12 protein-coding genes and 1 pseudogene are annotated in these 18,596 nt (G+C 50.1%); 5 read left to right on the forward strand and 8 right to left on the reverse strand.

Annotated elements, in window-relative coordinates:
- Positions 1-166: 166 nt before the first annotated feature.
- Both DCL27_RS08320 and uilS read right to left on the reverse strand, forming a co-directional pair.
- Entirely contained in the window at positions 167-1,693 is a 1,527-nt protein-coding gene (locus tag DCL27_RS08320; RefSeq protein ID WP_035598903.1) for a cytochrome-c peroxidase, read from the reverse strand.
- A 698-nt stretch (positions 1,694-2,391) separates the two neighbouring features.
- A complete protein-coding gene (gene uilS, locus DCL27_RS08325) occupies positions 2,392-3,252 on the reverse strand; it encodes a UilS family quorum-quenching N-acyl-homoserine lactonase (protein WP_035598901.1) in 861 nt (286 codons plus the stop codon).
- Between the two features lie 992 nt (positions 3,253-4,244).
- Here uilS and DCL27_RS08330 point away from each other — a divergent pair.
- Positions 4,245-5,783 (forward strand): carbohydrate porin, encoded by a 1,539-nt coding sequence (locus tag DCL27_RS08330; RefSeq protein ID WP_035598900.1) that lies wholly within the window; start codon positions 4,245-4,247, stop codon positions 5,781-5,783.
- A gap of 183 nt (positions 5,784-5,966) precedes the next feature.
- Entirely contained in the window at positions 5,967-7,445 is a 1,479-nt protein-coding gene (locus tag DCL27_RS08335) for an MDR family MFS transporter (protein ID WP_005293738.1), read from the forward strand.
- A 27-nt stretch (positions 7,446-7,472) separates the two neighbouring features.
- Here DCL27_RS08335 and DCL27_RS08340 read toward each other — a convergent pair whose 3' ends face one another.
- The 5 genes from DCL27_RS08340 to DCL27_RS08360 form a co-directional block, all read right to left on the reverse strand.
- Positions 7,473-7,766, reverse strand: a complete 294-nt coding sequence (locus DCL27_RS08340; protein ID WP_005285990.1) for a DUF1161 domain-containing protein — start codon at positions 7,764-7,766, stop codon at positions 7,473-7,475.
- Positions 7,767-7,795: 29 nt separating this feature from the next.
- Positions 7,796-8,122, reverse strand: coding sequence for a DUF1283 family protein (locus tag DCL27_RS08345; RefSeq protein WP_050979603.1), 327 nt, complete (start codon positions 8,120-8,122; stop codon positions 7,796-7,798).
- Positions 8,123-8,276: 154 nt separating this feature from the next.
- Positions 8,277-9,026: a bifunctional NADP-dependent 3-hydroxy acid dehydrogenase/3-hydroxypropionate dehydrogenase YdfG gene (gene ydfG, locus DCL27_RS08350; RefSeq protein ID WP_005285986.1), complete on the reverse strand. Its 750-nt coding sequence runs from the start codon at positions 9,024-9,026 to the stop codon at positions 8,277-8,279.
- A 470-nt stretch (positions 9,027-9,496) separates the two neighbouring features.
- Positions 9,497-12,439, reverse strand: coding sequence for an HD domain-containing phosphohydrolase (locus DCL27_RS17715; protein ID WP_035598897.1), 2,943 nt, complete (start codon positions 12,437-12,439; stop codon positions 9,497-9,499).
- A gap of 85 nt (positions 12,440-12,524) precedes the next feature.
- Positions 12,525-12,950 (reverse strand): universal stress protein, encoded by a 426-nt coding sequence (locus DCL27_RS08360; protein ID WP_005285979.1) that lies wholly within the window; start codon positions 12,948-12,950, stop codon positions 12,525-12,527.
- A gap of 279 nt (positions 12,951-13,229) precedes the next feature.
- Here DCL27_RS08360 and DCL27_RS08365 point away from each other — a divergent pair, with 279 nt between their 5' ends.
- The 3 genes and pseudogenes from DCL27_RS08365 to DCL27_RS08375 all read left to right on the forward strand — a co-directional run bounded on the left by DCL27_RS08365 (position 13,230) and on the right by DCL27_RS08375 (position 17,343).
- Positions 13,230-14,690: a C69 family dipeptidase gene (locus tag DCL27_RS08365; RefSeq protein ID WP_035598895.1), complete on the forward strand. Its 1,461-nt coding sequence runs from the start codon at positions 13,230-13,232 to the stop codon at positions 14,688-14,690.
- Between the two features lie 1,353 nt (positions 14,691-16,043).
- Positions 16,044-16,414: pseudogene (locus tag DCL27_RS08370) on the forward strand (ISNCY family transposase); the annotation flags it as partial.
- A 179-nt stretch (positions 16,415-16,593) separates the two neighbouring features.
- Positions 16,594-17,343, forward strand: coding sequence for a hypothetical protein (locus DCL27_RS08375; protein ID WP_035598893.1), 750 nt, complete (start codon positions 16,594-16,596; stop codon positions 17,341-17,343).
- Positions 17,344-17,984: 641 nt separating this feature from the next.
- Here DCL27_RS08375 and DCL27_RS08380 read toward each other — a convergent pair.
- Positions 17,985-18,563: a Slp family lipoprotein gene (locus DCL27_RS08380; protein WP_035598889.1), complete on the reverse strand. Its 579-nt coding sequence runs from the start codon at positions 18,561-18,563 to the stop codon at positions 17,985-17,987.
- Positions 18,564-18,596: the final 33 nt, after the last annotated feature.

Raw genomic sequence — 18,596 nt, forward strand, 5'->3', positions numbered from 1 at the left:
CATCGCGGCGTGAAGTCACAGGGCTCGTCATCGCTCAGGGCCGTATGGAACAGGGAAATGTGATACGACACATCACAGCAACACTCGAGACTCGCTTGAGCGGTGGTGTATTATGGATAAAAAAGGGCGCGCCGTTGGCACGCCCTTGTTCGTTCGAGAAGGGCAATCAGGGGTGGGCGGGCGTGGCCGCCGATGTAGATGTTGCCGGCATGGCGTGAGCGGCTGAAGCATCACTTGCTGGCTTCGCCTCACCGGTCGGTGCCGCTTTCATCGACTTCTCCTGTCCGGCCTGATAGGGCGTATAGACGCCGTTGAGGCTCTTCAAGAAGGCGACGATGTCATCGACATCTTTCTGGGGCAGCGTGACACCGACCTGGTATTTCAGCATCAGTTTCACCGCCTCATCCAGCGTCTTCACGTCGCCGCGATGGAAGTAGGGGGCAGTCAGCTCTACGTTACGCAGTGTCGGTACCTTCTGGCGCAGACGATCACGCAGATCCTGAGTCACGTTCATGCGACCGATATCGGCGCTGGTCAGCTTACCAAACGGATAATCGGCCATGAGACCGAGCGGCTCATAGGACTCACCGCCCATGGATACACCGGCGTGGCAGGTCGCACAACGGTTATCCTTGAACAGCTGATAGCCATGCTTCTGTTGCGCGGTGAGCGCACTCGCATCACCCCGTAAATAACGGTCAAACGGTGCGTTCGGCGTAATCAGGGTTCGTTCAAACTCGGCGATCGCATTGGTGATAGTCTTACCACTGAAACCTTGCGGATACACCTTGAGGAACGCTTGCTTGAAGGCCTGATCCTTATCGAGTTTCGCGATAATCTCATCCCATGACTTCGATGACATCTCGATCGGGTTCAACGGCGGGCCACCCGCTTGATCCTGTAGCGTTGCCGCACGGCCATCCCAGAACTGGGCGATGTTGAATGCCGCGTTAAACACCGTTGGCGCATTGATCGGCCCGACTTGATCGTCGACCCCTAGCGAGGTCTTGCGGCCGTCGACCCCACCTGCGGACAACTGGTGGCAGTGGGCACAAGCGATGGAGTCATCGCCAGAGAGACGCGGATCGTGATACAGGCGGAAGCCCAATGCAGCTTTTTCGGCATCGACCGCTAGCGATTGAGGGATCGGCTGAATCGGCTCATTACGCATCGCTGGCGCCATATCTGTTGTCGTGTAGTATTTCTCACGCTGATCCTTGATCCATTTCAGCAGAGTCTCACGATCGGCCTCAGACATTCGACCCGCCCAGTGCATCATGGTATAGCGGGTCGGCGGCATGGTTTGGTTTTCGATAACCCATTCCAGCTTATTCAGGTCGGTCAGTGTCGGCGGTTGACCACTAGAGGTCTTCCACGGAGAAGGCTTCAACAGACTTTCCCGCAACGGGATCAAGTTGAACGCCTTATATCCTTGGTACATGTCATATTCCATCAACTGCTTCACGCCGGGAACTTTAGCGTAGAACGGCAGGTTCGAGGATGGTGTATGGCAGTAGTCGCAACCCTTTTCGCTCAGGATGCCCAGGACCTGTGCGTTAAGAGGAGAACTTGCCGGTTCACTCGGCAACGTATTGCGCGCTTTATCGTGATTGTAGACATAACCGACCAACCCTAAGTAACAGGCAATACCGGCAATAACTATCCCGCCTGCCCATTTCGTTATTTTTTTCATTGTGACAAAACTCCTTTTGAGAGTACGAATACGGCTGCGGCTGCAACCGATAAATGCCGGCGAACCGACGCGCCCATAGTGCCGGGGCGAAGCGCCGCGATAATTGATAAGTGTCAACGATAGCGCTAGGCATCACCTATCATTTGGATAGGGTGCGGCGATTAACAAAGGATTTACAGAATCTAATTTCGCTATCATGGTAAATCTATGACAATATCCTGTGTTTTATCTTGGTATATTCCTCTTTGTAATATATCGTTTCGGATGCTGTCACGAGGCGCCAGAACGAGATCTGGTTAACCTACTATATATACAAGATTTTATTGCCTCGCACCATGAGGTCTCAACACTTGCGCCAGGTGTTGACATTATCGGTAGTAAGTTTTGATAACCTATGAGCATAATAAACAAGGTGAAAGTTACTTTGTTGCTCATCAGCGCCTGGGGAAATTTTGTTAAATATCCATATGATGGATACCTCAATTCTCACACTAGCTGTGACTCAATCGAATAATTAAAGAAAGGAAAAGCAGATACGCAATATCTATTAACCTCACCATCTTTATTCGGAATAGGGGGGAGAAAATTGGACAAGAGAGAATTGAACAGGTGAGGAAAGGTGTGCTGGATTGCAGGACATACATCCAAGCAATCCAGCATGACTTCATCTGCGGCGCAAGAGGAAGCCGTTATTTCACTTACAGGTGGGCATTAAACCATGCTAACTGTTCGCTAATAGCACGCTGAAAATGCATCCCGTCGTACATATCGTAATGGCGCGCCCCATCCGCGATATACAGACGCTTGTTGGTCGCTCCCAGCGCCATGAATAAATCAATACCTTGCTGTGGCGGATTCACCGTATCTTGTTCCGCCACGACCACCAGCGCAGGGCATTTTACCTGTGCCGCAAAACGAGCCGGCTGGTAGCGTAGGGTCTCCAATACCGTCAAGAAAGGGATTTTGATATCCATCTGTGGATAGCGTAAGCGATATTCGGCAAAGAAGGCCTTAGATTCCTCATCGCTTAATACTCGCGTGACGGCGACCATCATCTCTTTACCGCTAGTGTGTTTTTTCTCTTCCATACGTAGCAGTGAAGCGATAAAGGTACTTTTCTCTTCCGCGCTCATATGCCCCGTCACCATCGACTCACCGTCAGCAAAAGCTAATTGGCTAACGACACACTTCACTCGATTATCATCGGCGGCGGCGGCAAAGACGTGGCAACCCCCTAATGAGGAGCCCCACAGTCCAATGCGCTCGGCATCGATGGCCGGTTGTGTCGTAGCCCAATCGATGACGCTAATAATATCAGCGATCTGTAACGCGGGAACCAGGCGACCCCGCTCGCCGGCACTGGCGCCAAAGCCTCGATAATCAAAGGTCAATGCCGAGAAACCCGCTTGAGCGAAAGCCTCCGCAAACGCCGGTAACAAGGCCTGCTGAATACCACAGAAACCGTGGCACAATATAATCACTGGCGAAATTGCTTCTTCTGCAGGGTGATACCAAGATAGCGCGATCCCATTCGGTAAGGTGTGCGTTGATATTTGCATAACAAGGAGAGATCCATTTTTTATTGGACTGCCACTATCCATTAAATTCAGATATATATTCAAGAAAAATCAAAGTGACATAATGATGCTGTTTAGCCTTTGTTAAGACTTGAAGTAAAAAATAGACGTAACGTGAATGCACCATTACCTCTAAAGAGGTAATGGTGAAGTGGTTCTCTTATATTTATGTCATAACCGATACCAATACAGCAATCCTCTATACTTATCAGAAATGATATTGGTATTGTCGAGTCGACCTCGCTTCAGCACTAAGCCGCGCTCATGCCTCAGAGAAAGGGGGGCGGGATAGCGTAAAAATGGATATAGATTAGCCTGAATTCTAATACGGTAAATTAAGTTATTATTACCTATCTGACCCGTTATCCTGGTTCTGCAATTGCGCGTTGGTACCGGGTCAGCCAGGACGTATGGCAAGGAGCGCCGTCGTATCTGGCGTCAGTCGCAGGTTAGTGGCAGGCGTAATGCGCGTACCTTGGTCATCAACATGCGGCGACGCACCCTCGACCCCGTCTCCTCACATGAAGTCTCTCTTTCCAGCGCTCAGGACTCTCACTACCTGGCGCACAAGGGGCATCCACGCCGCCATCGTCCAGCACGTTAGGTAGCCCATTCACACTGCACGCCAGGGAAAAGAGTAGCCCAATAAGGCCGTATTGCCGAGATGACGATACGGTCAAGACGCATGGAATGCGGGCGAGACCTTACCGCACAGTAAATAACAATGTTGATCCAGGAGATAAATCATGTCCTCAGCCTAACGATTAATCATGGTTTGTACACAGCGCTCAATCAGTTACCGCTATTTATCGGCAACTGAGGGCACTTTACGCCATTCACACAGAGGCGACGAAGAATATTTCCGTTGTGTCGATAGAACTGGACGCGGAACTCATCACAAAAATTATCCGGCTAGAGAAACGACGGCGCATTCAGTTTTGTCGCTTCTTATGCGCGGCCATGGAATATTCATCATGCATCAAGAATACAGATTCAAGCGCAGCGTATTACTCCTCGCAATACTATTATCCTGTGGCTATGCTAGCGCGGCGCCGCTCTCGGTGGAGCAGCGTCTAGAGTCATTGGAGAAGGCATTACAGGAAAGTAAACAAGAATTACAGGCGACACAACAACAATTACAAGAGTATCAACACCCAGCCACGCCCTCATCGACACCAGCAACCCAGCCACTCAGCGAGGAGGGCGAGAGCATTCCTCAAGACGAAAGTGGCTCTCTCCCGCCCAGCGCGACTCTCCCTCCCGGCACGGGAAAAGAGGATATGGGGTTGATCTATACCGGCTACTTCCGGAGTGGCTGGGCAACATCGCGGCGAGGGGGCGCCGAATCTTACGCCGTTGGCTCATTGGGGCGTCTCGGTAACGAGTATGGTGCCTGGTTCGATCTACGCTTAGACAAACCAGTGTACTCCCGTGAGGGTAAAACGGTCAATGCGGTGGTGCAATTAGATGGTAACGTGAACAACGACTATGCCTCCGGTTGGTTCAATACCTTCGAAGATAACCGATTACAGTTTTCCAATCTCTTTGTTAATACGACCGGCTTTATTCCTTTTCTCCCCGAAGCAACCTTCTGGGTAGGAAAGAATAGTTTGCCTTTCTATGAAATCCAGATGTTGGACTGGAAGACCAACTGGGCATTATCGGCAGGGGGGTTCGGCCTCGAGAATGTAAACTTGGGGCCCGGCCTGCTGGATCTGTCCCTGGTGCGGCAAGATCTCAAACTCTATACCCGGGATTATGCATCGGACACCCACGTTAATACCAATGCCATCGAACTACATTACCGGAACCTACCGTTATGGGACGGAGCCACGTTAGAATTGGCGGGGCGTTATGATATGGCTAATCGCAGTAGCAAAGCGAAATCTGATGACTACTTTTCGATGAAAAACGCCTATCTTGCCTCCATCATTCTACGCCAAGAGTTCGCTGGCGGCGGCTTCAACGAATTTGTGCTTCAGAGTGCGAATAACTCTGTCGCCAGCGGTTTCATGAGTATTTCGAGCTCCAACCCACATTATGGTAACTGGGAGTACTATGGTGGTGAACATACTAATGGCAGTGCGGTTCGCTTAATCTCTCAAGGTGAAGCCTATCTCTGTCCAGAAATTATCGTTGCGAACGCCTTGGTTTATGCTCACGGTAGTGATCTCTATAGCTATGAGACCCGTATGGCTCATAGCGACTTCGATGCGATCAGAGCAGTGATCCGCCCAGCCTATATTTGGAACACCTTCAACCAGACTGGGATTGAGTTGGGGTGGTTTACCCAAAAGAATCGAGCCGACCAACGAGACTACCGTGAAGAGGGATATAAGGTGACGTTATTCCATGCTTTTAAGGTCGATACCAGCATGCTGCGCTCACGCCCAGAGATCCGTTTCTATAGCACCTATCTGAAGACGCAGCGAAACGAGATCACGCAGTTTGCCTTCGACGACGATAAGCTTGACCAGTTAAGCTTTGGCGTACAAGCGGAGATCTGGTGGTAATCGGTCGTATCGGCGTGTGAGGGCGTGGTGCCGTATTGATGCCCGATTATGTCACGACGAACAGGGTGATGTGGGTGGCGCTAGCAGTGCGCCTTCAATGGGTTAGCGTAGAAACTAAGGCGCGGCGTTTCCCACATAGCGTGCTAGTATGTTCCCAGTAGCGTTTGTCGTGATATGGGGCTTATGAGTACGGATACACAGGCAATTCACCCCAAGCGGGTCTTGGTGCTAGTAGCATGTATGCTGGCGACGTTTATGGCGGCCATTGAGGTGACCATCGTCTCCACGGCCATGCCGACTATCATTGCAGATCTCGGCGGTTTCTCTCTGCTGGGGTGGGTCTTTGCCGCTTATTTATTAACACAGGCCATCTCGATCCCCATCTATGGCCGGCTAGCCGATCTGCATGGCCGCAAGCGGATGTTTTACATCGGGGCAACGCTATTTTTGCTGGGCTCCGTGCTCTGTGGCTTCGCGCAGAACATGCTATGGCTGATCCTCTTCCGCGCCTTACAGGGAGCCGGCGCCGGCGCTATCACCCCTATCGCAGTCACCATTATCGCCGACGTCTATAGCCCCCTGGAGCGACCGCGCATCCAAGGTTACCTTTCCAGTGTATGGGGGATATCGGCGATCGTCGGGCCGCTCTTGGGGGCTTTCATCGTCCAACATTTTCACTGGTCATTAGTCTTCTGGATCAACTTGCCCATCGGTTGTAGTGCCATGTATCTATTGTGGCGCTATTTCCCGGAACAACTGCACCCACGGCGCCATGTGTTGGATCTCGCCGGCACCGCTTGGTTAGCTATCGGCGTTAGCGCACTACTGCTCGCATTATTGCAGGCCGAGCTCCTTGGCCGTTGGCTCATCGTATTGCTGGCGATCGCGGTGATAAGTGGCCTGTTGCTCTGGCGCCAAGAGCAACGCGCGGCGGAGCCATTATTTCCTGCGGCACTCTGGCGCGATCGCATTATGGTGGCTGGCAATATCGGTGGATTAATCGTCGGCGCCTCGATGATGGGGGTCGCCGCGTTCTTACCGACCTATGTTCAGGGCGTAATGGGACATTCGGCCCTAGAGGCGGGGATGACGCTGGCATTGATGTCGATCGGCTGGCCAATCGCCAGTACCCTGAGTGGCCATCTGATGCTACGCACCTCTTATCGCACGACGGCGTTAATCGGTAGCATGCTGTTAATCATCGGTAGCCTATGTCTACTGTGGCAAACTCCGCAAGGCAGCCTATGGTGGGGGAGGATCTCGGCCTTCATCATCGGTGCCGCGATGGGGATGACCAACACGACCTTTCTGGTTTCCGTGCAGAATAGTGCCCCGCAGGCGATGCGTGGGATCGCGACGGCCTGTACCGTATTTACCCGCATGTTGGGGTCGGCGTTAGGGACGGCGATCCTCGGGGCAACCCTCAACCTTAACTTAGCCTGGCGCCTGCCAGAGGTTAGCGATCCGGTACAACAGTTGATGGCGCATCGCCTACAGCATAATGATGATGTCTCCCAGCTACTCATGCCGGTCGCCAGCTCATTACATGCGGTATTCATCGCGGCCGCGCTGATCGCCTGGTTAGCGTTGTTAGCAGCCTGGTTGATCCCCGCAGGTGCTGGATTACGGGAGCGCATCGAGGTAGTCGATGAGAAAAAATAGTCGCCGGGTTGTCGCCCGGCGTCACACTTACTGGCTATCCTGCGGCGCGTGATTGCCGCTATAGGCGCCGGGCTCTGCGCCATCGGTACGAAGATAGATGATCTTCTGCGTATCATTGCCACAGTGACCAACGACTTGCCCCCCGGCTTGTTGCGCCTGATCGTTAGGCACGATCTCCAGGGTAAAGGCGTCGGCCGGGACACCATTCGCTAGAATCTTCTGCTGAATTTCTTCCTGGATGCTCTCACAGGTGACCAGCGCCGCAGCCTGAGCGAACCAGGGTGTCAGCAGTAATAGGGAGACTAAAAGGGACTTACGCATAGGTTACCTATCGTGACGTTAGGGGGAGATTAGGGGGTTAATGGGCGACCGCTCTGGCGATCTAAACAGCGCCGCGTATTCGCCTCCCAGTAGGCGTTCACATTGAGGCTACTTTCGCAGCGCTCTCGCTGATCGACAGCGCGATCAGCCTTATCGAACTCCTTTTCCACATGGTTATTCACCTTATGGCGCAGCGTACGGGTATTATCCCATTGCTCGCGTTGCTCACGCGCCTGCTCCTTGGTCAGGGAATTATCTTGGCCGCCGCTAGAGCCAAATACGCAGGTACTACCAGCCTCACAATTGGCCGCCAGCGCGTTTCCTTGCCAGGCAAGGTTAGCAAGCAGCAGCACCATGGGGAGGGCGGCGCGGCGTAGATATCGTTTCTCTCTCTTCACAGTGTTATCCTCAACAAAAATGCCACTCTTCAGATGATACAGAGTGCAATAGGTTCACTCTGCCACGATTTTCCTTTCGCCGCTATAGCCGTTCCCCCCATAAAAAGTTAACTTACTCGCTACGATATATGGCGAGCGGCGAGAAAGATTGGGATACCGGCATCATTTCGATGGTGTTGATATTGACGTGAGCGGGCAATGTGGCCACCCAGTAAACAGCCTCGGCAATATCCTGTGCCGTCAGCGCATGGCTGTTCTTATAGGTATTGACGACACGTTGCTCATCGCCCTTAAAACGCACATTGGAAAACTCCGTGCCTTCGACTAGACCGGGTTCAATGTCGCTGACCCGCACTTGGGTACCATGCAGATCGGCGCGTAACCCTAGGCTAAACTGACGCACAAACGCCTTCGTCGCGCCATATACGTTACCGCCAGCGTAAGGCCAGCTTCCGGCGGTGGAGCCAATATTAATGATATGGCCCGTGTTGCGTGCCACCATGTCAGGTAGTAGGGCGCGCGTCATGTTCACCACACCTTTTACGTTGGTATCGATCATGGTATCCCAATCCTCGATATCGGCCTGATGCGCCGGCTCCAACCCCAAAGCCAGTCCGGCATTATTCACCAATAGATCGATAGTACGCTGCGCCGGTGTTAGCTGCTCAAGCGCATTGCGGATCGCCGCACGGTTACGCACATCGAGAGGTAAAATCGTCAAGGCATCGCCTAACTCATCGCGCAATGCCTGCAAACGCTCGACTCGCCGACCTGTAGCGATAACACGGTGGCCATGGTGGATAAACTTACGGGCGATAGCGGCGCCGAACCCAGCGCTCGCACCGGTAATAAACACGTTCATACTCACTCCCTCGCATTGAAACCTGCTGGCATCATGCCAGATTTATCCCAGGATGTAACCATGATAATAATTCAATCCATATCAAACCGTATCAGCGGATAGGCGGGTGAAAATAAGTTGGGCAGACTAGCACGCCATATAAAATAGATATACTATAAAAAACAGCTGATATCCTACTGCCTATATTAAAGGCTATGTAAAAATACATACAAGCTCAACCAATACGACAAATGGTGTGATTGTTCTCATCGAAATCCATAATCAACGCTGACATGACAAAAGGATTGTTGGTTTATCTTTATTCTCTGTTTTGATAGTTTCGACTTGTCTAATTCTATTGACGCCGAAATGACTGGGTATTATTACAAACCACACCTATATATTATTACGCAATGCACTTTGCGAACACGCCTGTAAAAAATAGTATAGTGCTTAACGATAGGCGCTCTAGTCTACGGAGCGCCATCCTTTTAGTGGACCACCGCTGAGATATCAGCCAACTGACGCAGTAGGTGGGTGACATCGACCCGATCAATCTGCTCGGGTTGCAGATAATGACGTGCATACTCCAGGTAAGTGCCGCTCTGTACGAATAGACGAAAGAGATCGGCATCGATATGCTGCCGTCGAACCATATCACTCATAATGGCAAGCGTCTGTGATAACGTCTTTGCCGGTTTATAGGGTCGATCGCTGGCGGTGAGCGCCTCGAAAATATCGGCGATCACCATGATACGCGCGGGCAAAGACATTTGCGCCTGAGTCAAACCCCGCGGGTAGCCAGAGCCATCAATATGCTCATGATGACTCCCGGCGATCTCAGGAACTTGACGGAGATGGCGAGGGAAGGTGAGCTGTTCCAACATTAAGATGGTTTGAATGATGTGCTCGTTGATCTTAAAACGCTCTTCGTTATTCAACGTTCCTTGGCGTATCGTTAAGTTATGTAACTCGCCACGGTGATACTGATGTTCAGACATCGTCATATTAAAGCCATGCGACGCAGCCCGCTTCGTAGCACCATTCGCTGATGAGGTGTGAGGTAATATATGTTCCGGGCGATCGGCTAAGAGGGGCTCGACAACCGGAAGCGGCATCTCCGGTGTTTTTTGTTTCCGCTGCATCTCCTCATGAGAAATACCGATCCGATCGGAGAGGGTACGAGTCCAGGTCCGTTGCGCAATACGCTGTATACGGGCGATATCATCAGGCTTAAGCGTTGTATCACCGAGATTGCAGTGGGCAATAAAAGTAAACTCCTCATCGAGCTTCGCCTTTAATTCGTCGCGTACCTGAGCTAATGCTACCACATCACCGCCAGTGGCCGCCCCCTGCCAATAGGCGAGATCGGCATCTCGCTTTAACAATTCGAAACGCAGACGGATCTCATGAATACGATCATGGAGTGTCTCTAATTTCGTTGCCTTCTCCATCACATAATCCGGCGTGGTTATCTTGCCGCAGTCATGTAACCAAGCGGCAATGCGCAATGCCTCCCATTCATCCTCATTCAGGGAAAAGTTGGCGAATGGCCCGCGCTGTTGTTCACAGGCTGCCTGGGCTAACATTTTTGCCAAAATCGGGACGCGTTGGCAGTGCTCGCCCGTATGTGGACTCTTCGCATCGATAGCACCGGCGATCATGCGAATAAAATCCTCAAGTAAGCGCTTTTGCTCATTCAACAAGTGCTGAGTATTCAACGCGACAGCGGCACTCCCCGCTAAGGCTTGAGCGAAAGCAAGCATACGGGGTGACACGGGGAATTGCTGCGGATCGATGAACAGTAACAATAGACCAAGGCGTTCCTGTTCCGCATTGCTCAACGGCAGGACCAACAAAGTGAGGGGAGCGATGACCGGGGGAAACGCCGGAAAGGCGGCGGCGAACTCCACCGGGGTGATAAGCTGGTGATGGATATTCTGCTGGATAGCCTGCTGTAATCGCACCATTCCTGTTGCAGAAACCCAGGTACGCTGCGGCGACTCAATGCTCGACGTCGTTGCCTGCCAACGGGACTGCACCGGATATAGCGTTCCCGTCTCCTCTAATAGGATTAACCCACCACAGGCATGAGTTTGTTGGGTCATCTCTGCCAATATTCGCGCCAAGAGCGTCTGTTGATGACGCTCAGCGACCAGCGCCTGAGAAATCGTCATAAAGTGATTAATACTGTCCTTCATCTGAGCGAACGCCTTGGCCAGACGATGGATCTCGATGATATTACTCTTGATGGTAACAGGCTCATCAAAACGAAACGCTTCGATCTTACCTACCTCCTCAAGCAAAAGATTCAATGGTTTAGAGGCTCTATGCGCCAACCAGAGTGCACCAACCAATCCCAATAGCAGGATCAAGATCGAGATGCGCAAAATACGGCCGACATCCTCTTTGACATTAGCCATCAACTCATTGTCGGGTGAGGCCATCAGCAGGCGCAATACCTCACCACCGGGTATGCTAAACTTCACAACCATCCCTTGCCACGCTCGGCCATCAGCCTGGTGTAGCGGTATCATTTGTAACGCGGGTTTATCATCGAGCGAGATCAGTGGTGCTAACGGGGAGTGCTGCATCTGAGCTAGCCGGGGCGGGGCAACATCATACGTCATATCCATCGTGGGCAGATCGACATCACTGGCCAGAAGTTGCCCCTGTGCATTCAATAATGCCAGGTGACTATTGGGTGTGACACGAGCCGCTTGTAGCAAACGCTCCAGCCCGTCGATCTGAATATCGCTACCGACCACGCCCGGGGCATACATCATGCGTGTGGCAACCGTGATCCCCAAAAGCCCGCCGCTCGCAAAACGATAAGGCGAGGTACTCGAAAGCTTGCCAGCCTGCTGCGCCAGTTGATACCAATTACGCAGACGGGGATCAAAGCGATAAGCTTCGACGCTGCGTTGCTGCAAGAGCATAAGATCCGCGTTATAGAACAGATAATCGCCAGACATCTTACCCGCCGAATTAGCGCTTTGACTCTGTACGATCCAGGCCGTATCTGGTGGCGGATCAAACTGACGAATGATTTCAGCCGAAGGAGTATAGCGGCGCACCAGAAAGAAACTGCCGTTATCGTAGCCAGTGTATAGCGCGGTTAACTTCGGACTATTGCGTAACGCCGTGATATAAAAAGTGAGATGCGTCAGGCGCTGCGTCAACGTGTCATCCGCACGATTAATCCGCTGATTCGCCAATAGCTCAACTAATAGGGCACCGCTATGGTAGGCTTGCTCCATTTCATTAGCCGTTTCAAGCGCCACATTTCGATAGTGATTATCGGTCGTACTCAATAATAGACGGGTGCTGGCATGATATTGGTACCACAAGATCAGTGCAGAAAAGACTACCAGTAACCCGATAAATAGTGAGGCGATATGCAGATAAAAGGGAATGGTACGCGATGGTTTCATGGCAGGCTATTCATCGGTTCTGGATCGATAACCTAAGAATAGCACCCGGCGCTAAACGTGCCGGGTCTATTAGCCTGCGATAGCGTTAGTTACCGCTTAACGGCACGATCAACGTATCAATGTTAATCGTGTCGATAGTGTTTTTGGCAACGGAGAGGAAAGAAACAAATTTCTGGGCGAAAGCACTGTTATGATGGCCGAGAATTATCAAATCGATCTTTTTCTGCTGAATAAAATCCTGTAAAGAGGAGGAAAAGTCGTTACTGATAATAATGGCGATCTCTGGACACGCGGCGCCGCGTGACTGTTGCAAGTGATTTGCCTGCTCCTCTAACTGTTTGAAATACAAAGATTGGTTGCCATTTTCGCCCGGCTCGATATCCAGCACCACGTGAACTGGATGAACCTGGGCATGCAGGCTCGTCGCCAACGCCACCCCCTTGTCCAATAACTGCTCATCCGCCTGTGATGCCGTTTTCAGGTCAAGTAGTATCATTATATTGCTATACATAATCGTTTCTCCTATTGGCCCTACTATTCAAATTTAGCCGTATCATCTTGAATTCGGTAACACAAAATAACTGTTTGATGTATGAATAATAGTCATAACCTCCGCAGCCACTACCTAAGTAACGATAACGCATGCAATAATTATCAGATGCGGCTGCAGACTATTTAGCGATGGCGTATGCTGAAAGGTGACGAAAAGGTTCACATCCTCTGAACCTATGCTTTTCTTATTCTGTGATGGAGCATCATAATGAATGTCACTCCCCATACACCTAAGGATATGCGCTCATCAACAGAAGCGCGCCCTGACTCCTGCACCACAATCCTGATTGGTAGTGCGGCGACACGCGATGGCTCACGCATTATCGCGCGTACAGAGGACCACGATCCGCTACTCTCCAAAGTATTACTTAAACATCCGGCCCGAACTCAGCAGCAGTCACACTTCCAGGCTAACGAGAATGCATTTCGCTGCCCGTTACCGGCGCTAGCGCAGGCCTATAGCGTCTTCGCGAATGGTAAGATCGGTAAAAGCGCCGAGCAAATGACGTGGGGAGCAGCAGGGTTTAATCAGTCTGGTGTCGGGATGACGGCCACCGAGACTATCTTTGCCAACCCACAGATATTGGCTTGCGATCCCTATCTACCGACCAGCGGTATCACCGAAGATAGCATCACCGACGTCGTCCTACCGTACGTCACTTCGGCGCGAGAAGGTGCCGCGCGTCTGGGAGAACTGATCGAAACCTATGGTGCCGGTGAAGGATTCGGCGTGGCCTTTATTGACCGCGATGAGATCTGGTATCTGGAGACGGGTAGTGCCCATCAGTGGCTAGCGACCCGTCTGCCGGAGAGTCGCTATTTTGTCACCGGTAATCAGGGGAGGTTACGTGCCTATGATCCCGATGATCAGGAAAACTATATGGCTTCGGCGACGCTGATCACCTTTGCTCAACAACAGGGTTTCTACGATGCCGAGCGCGATGGTGCCTTCGACTTTGAGCGAGTCTATACCCGCCACGATGACCCGCACGATCATTACTACAACTATCCGCGTGTGTTCGCCTTACAGCAATTATATACTCCCGATACGGCACGCGACCTGCAACGCCCCCATGACTTTGCGGTATTCGAGCAGCCACAAGCGCCCTTGGATGTGGAGGCGGTGAAGCAGGGGTTGAGAAATAGTTATCAGAATTTAGGCCGGCAACCCTATGCGGAAACACCAGACTATACTTGGCGGCCAATCTCACTATTCCGTACCCAGCAATCGCATATTTTACAATCACGTAGCGGGTTACCGGCCGAGTTGGCCGACGTCGAGTATATCTCCTACGGCATGCCCAGTCTCTCCGTCTATATCCCTTGCTATCCCCAAGCCATCGATGATTTTCCTTTAGCGTACCGCACCGTCACCGATGGTACGGCTGAGGATATTTCAGCTCAGTGGCAGTTCCGTAAATTACAAACCTTGGCGATGCAAAACTATACACGCTATGCGCCGCAGGTGCAGCAGCGCTACCAGCAATTAGAGATTCACTTTGAAGTATTACGCCAGGAGATGGAGCGAGAATATTTATCCATCTACCGATCAGATAGCCTCAAGGCACGTCTCTTGATACAACAATTCTGTGCTCAGGCATGCGCCGAGGCATTAACGGTTACACAGGAATTAACTAATCAACTGTTCACCCAGTTGGCACAGGACGTGAATAGCAAGTATCTATTTTCCGGCGCCTAACCATCGATGGCGCACCGTGCTTTTGCTGCCTCTTTATGCAGGCAAGAGGGGTGAGTGGAAATAGATAAGTGACGTTGTCACTTTTAGCTTGGTCAGGGTGCCGCTTAACGCGGCACCGAACGCTACCGAAAAGAGCATAGCTCTGTGAGTCATCTGCTAACGTCGTCGATTGAGCGGTGGTGATGCCTTTATATCCTGCATCTTAACGTCTTAACTTTAGTCCAACTTACTGATGATCCTCATCACCGATCGGTGCATGCTTCTCGAACAAGATGGTACTGTCGGTAAACCGTTAAATCACGATAAAAGACGCCCGAGGGTTGGTTGATCCTGACGCTCTTGGTGAGTAGGAATCGCTAATCAGCCTCGCTCACCTAGGAAATCAATACCGGGAATAGGCTATCCAGAGACCTAATCCCTCAAGTATCGCTCAAACTAGCATCAACACCGCCCGCAAGCAGTCTGCTTTTTACGCACATTTGCGTGTGTTAGGTGAAATTTCGCGGGTAATCCCTCGCATAAAATCTTAGATTTCACCTAGCGTTACCAATAATAGAGTAGGGGAAACAGCAGCTGCGACGCTACTTTAGTCCGCTTATCGCCAGGTAATTTTCTGCCTCGCTATTGCTAAAATTTGGCCACGGAACAGCGAGAAAAAGTCATGAGTGAAAGCGATCCGTGATAGTGCAAAGAAAGCGGCGATCGCCAGATTATCAGAGGCCATCTTTACCTGCGGCTTTATTTCCAGCGGCGGTGACCATCGCATTGATGCATAAAGACGATCTCTACACATGGTGTTGGGCGGTGTCGATGTTCTAATCGACTCACGCACTAACCGTATTAGACAATCACCGAGATGATATCCACTAGTCGCGATCCCGCTAGAGCACGGGTTCACGCTGTATTCTCGACGAGTAATGCATAGTATGAGCATCCTCTCTTGGAGCAAGGGTGGGGGAAAGTACGGTTAACATTACCAATATATGGTGCCGCCAGATAGAGAATCTGGCCCCAGAGTAGAGAAGCGGCCAGGGTTCCTAATGGCCAGCATCAATTTAACATAATATACATTATGCGAACTTCCCATATGGAGACTCAATGCTAATGTCTATTTGTTCTCCGTGAAAGAAATCAACCTCCTCAAAATCATTCAGGATGTCATCGATCGCAATCTACGTCCTGCCCAAACTGCGGAAATACTACTAAAACGTCATCGTCAGTCCGGGCCGCTTGGTATGAATAATCAAAGTTGTGGCCACGCTGGAAATCGCCTGCTGCCAGCATCACTGAGCGAAACGGCGTTGAGTATCTCCGGGAACGCTATTCAGATATTGGTCCCACATTGGCACGGGAGAAGATACAGAGCTAAGCCGAAAGGCTATCGGAAAATATATTGATGTCTGGCATTATCCTGATGGATGAAAAGAGCTCCGGCTTAACGGTACAGATCTTCCCTACTCCACTTATGATGCCTCTCGGAAATCGACCTGGGTGTTATTGTGGACAACAAGCGCCTCTGACGTATACTCGAATTTATCAAACTGGTTCAAGATAAACGCGACAACAATCATTCACAGGAGATCCCTGCCGGTTATAGTCCTTCGTGGTGACGCAGAAAACCAGCCGAGAAAAAATCCCAGTGCTCACTAAACGGCGACGATATGTTAGAAGCATTGAAGACATTGCAGTCACGTTCTGAGGAAATTTTCGGTAAAAGGAAATAGCTTCAATGATATGATATACAAAGGAAAAGCTCCGGGAAACCGGGGTAAAGTTCGGGTATCACAGAACCTCGAACTGCTTTTCGGTGAAAATTCAACCAATCGTGTGTCTATTGCAGGATTGGCAGGCTGTAGATAAAACCTCGTATAGAAATAAAAGCAATGACTATCAGAGATAAATTATGGGCGAAATAAAAATAAAACTAGTTACACTCGGTCATATCCCAGCAAGGTTTGACAAGAAAAAAATATTAAAATGGAAGTCATCATATTTCAGCATTGATAAAAGTATTGATAATTACTCTTTGACATGTGATTCAGATATAGAAGACTGGGCCTTCTCAGATAGACTTATGTCAGAGCAACTTCCAGAAATACGTGAGCATGACTTCTTGATAGCAATAACGAATGTCCCACTAGAAAATAATTGGTATAGCAGACGACTGAGTAATAATAGAGTTCTGTTTACATTTCATGAAATCAAAGATTTTCTTGAATACGCAAACATTCCTTTGGAAAACGCCATTCTTCGAGTTTTGTACGCATATTCAATGGCTTATATGAAGAATGACAACGAGATACCTGGTTATGATAGCGTTATTGGCTTTACTCATGATGAGACCAAAGGCTGTTTGTTTGATATGAATGGTATAAAAACGGATTTAGTTGAGTCCTGCTCCTTCCCAATAGTATGTAGAGATTGTGAGCATAAATTTCACGGAAAGAATATGCCTCTAAACTTGATTCAAGGCATAAAGAATGAAATTAGAAGGATAAAAAAACCATTATATTATAGATGGGTTGACTTTGTTAAATCCCATCCAGTTATATCTCTTTTGGTATCAATTACTTCCGTAGTTATATTAGGGATGATAAGTTCTATTCTGGCTACATTACTTTATGAAAATATAATTAAATTTTGGTTTGTATAATGACGCTATGCTAAAGACTATAATCATAGTCATGCTACTAGTTTGCGATGGCTTGGACTCCTAGACCGTACGAGCATCGGGTTATACACGATCTATGGTGCCTTACCTTTAGCTGATTGTGGTTGAGTAACGTTATGCCATTCGCGTACCACATTAGTTCAAGTTCAATGTCGACTCGGACTTCCTTAGCTATGGCCCGCGATGATAAGCGTGTTACACACCAACGCCAACTCATTCTTCCTACTTCTCCTATACTGCATGCGCACATGTTATCGCCGGTATCGATCCGCTGATCTGTTTTGCCTGACGGTTGCTCGCTATCGGCATCGATCTTGTCGTCCGGCCTTCACTTCAACTAACGCTATCGGCAGCATGAAACATCCTGCCTCGCCATAGTGAAATGGCCAAATAACGTCTTATAATCCCGCGGCTACACCTTTCCGACCAGTTTGGTATCGCGAGGCCGATACGGATACCGTTTATCCCCCTGCTCCATCGGTAACGCTAGGTGAAATCTGAGATTTTATGCGAGGGATTACCCACGAGATTTTACCTAGCGCAGCCTGTTTTGTGCAAAAAAAAGCCGTCAATACTCACAATATTGGCGGCTATTTAATACAACTTGTTGTCTATTTATCCAATCAGCGGTTGGCGACGGCCTCAGGTTGCAGCGCCGGATACCATCCCCAGCCGGGATCCATATTGTTTTGCCAGGTTGACGGCCAGTTCGGGCCGATACCATAATCCCACTCTGCAACCGGCGGCAAGGTTTCATCGACTCGCCATACTTGTATCCCCTTGATATTTAGGGTAACAAAGGTATAAGGCGTCGCACCAACCTTACCTTGCTCACTACCACTCAGTGTACCCAATACCGTGACTAAGTGATGACGATAATTGACCGGATCGAGAAAATGATCGCTACGGGCGATGACACGCCCTTGATATCCTTGACCTAACTCCGGCCTAGCCGCGCTATTGAGCGGTAATATGGCAATTTCGAGTAGCGTCTGTTTAGGCTGATTGATCACATTGATAACTTGCCCGCCCAAACGGACCTGCTGACCGTTATACAGGTTAGGTGCCATGCGTATCTGGCTGAAGTTTTTCTGTAAAATTGGGCTATTATTCCCCTGAATACTTGCGGGGACGGAGGCGCAACCGCCTAATACGAATGGGGCGCAAGCTAACACAGCCCATAGAGAATATTTCAATTTCATCGTGCTCTCCCGTAATAGATTGCATGATCTTGC

Origin of the sequence: Edwardsiella tarda ATCC 15947 = NBRC 105688 (genome assembly GCF_003113495.2) — a bacterium.
Lineage (GTDB): Bacteria > Pseudomonadota > Gammaproteobacteria > Enterobacterales > Enterobacteriaceae > Edwardsiella > Edwardsiella tarda.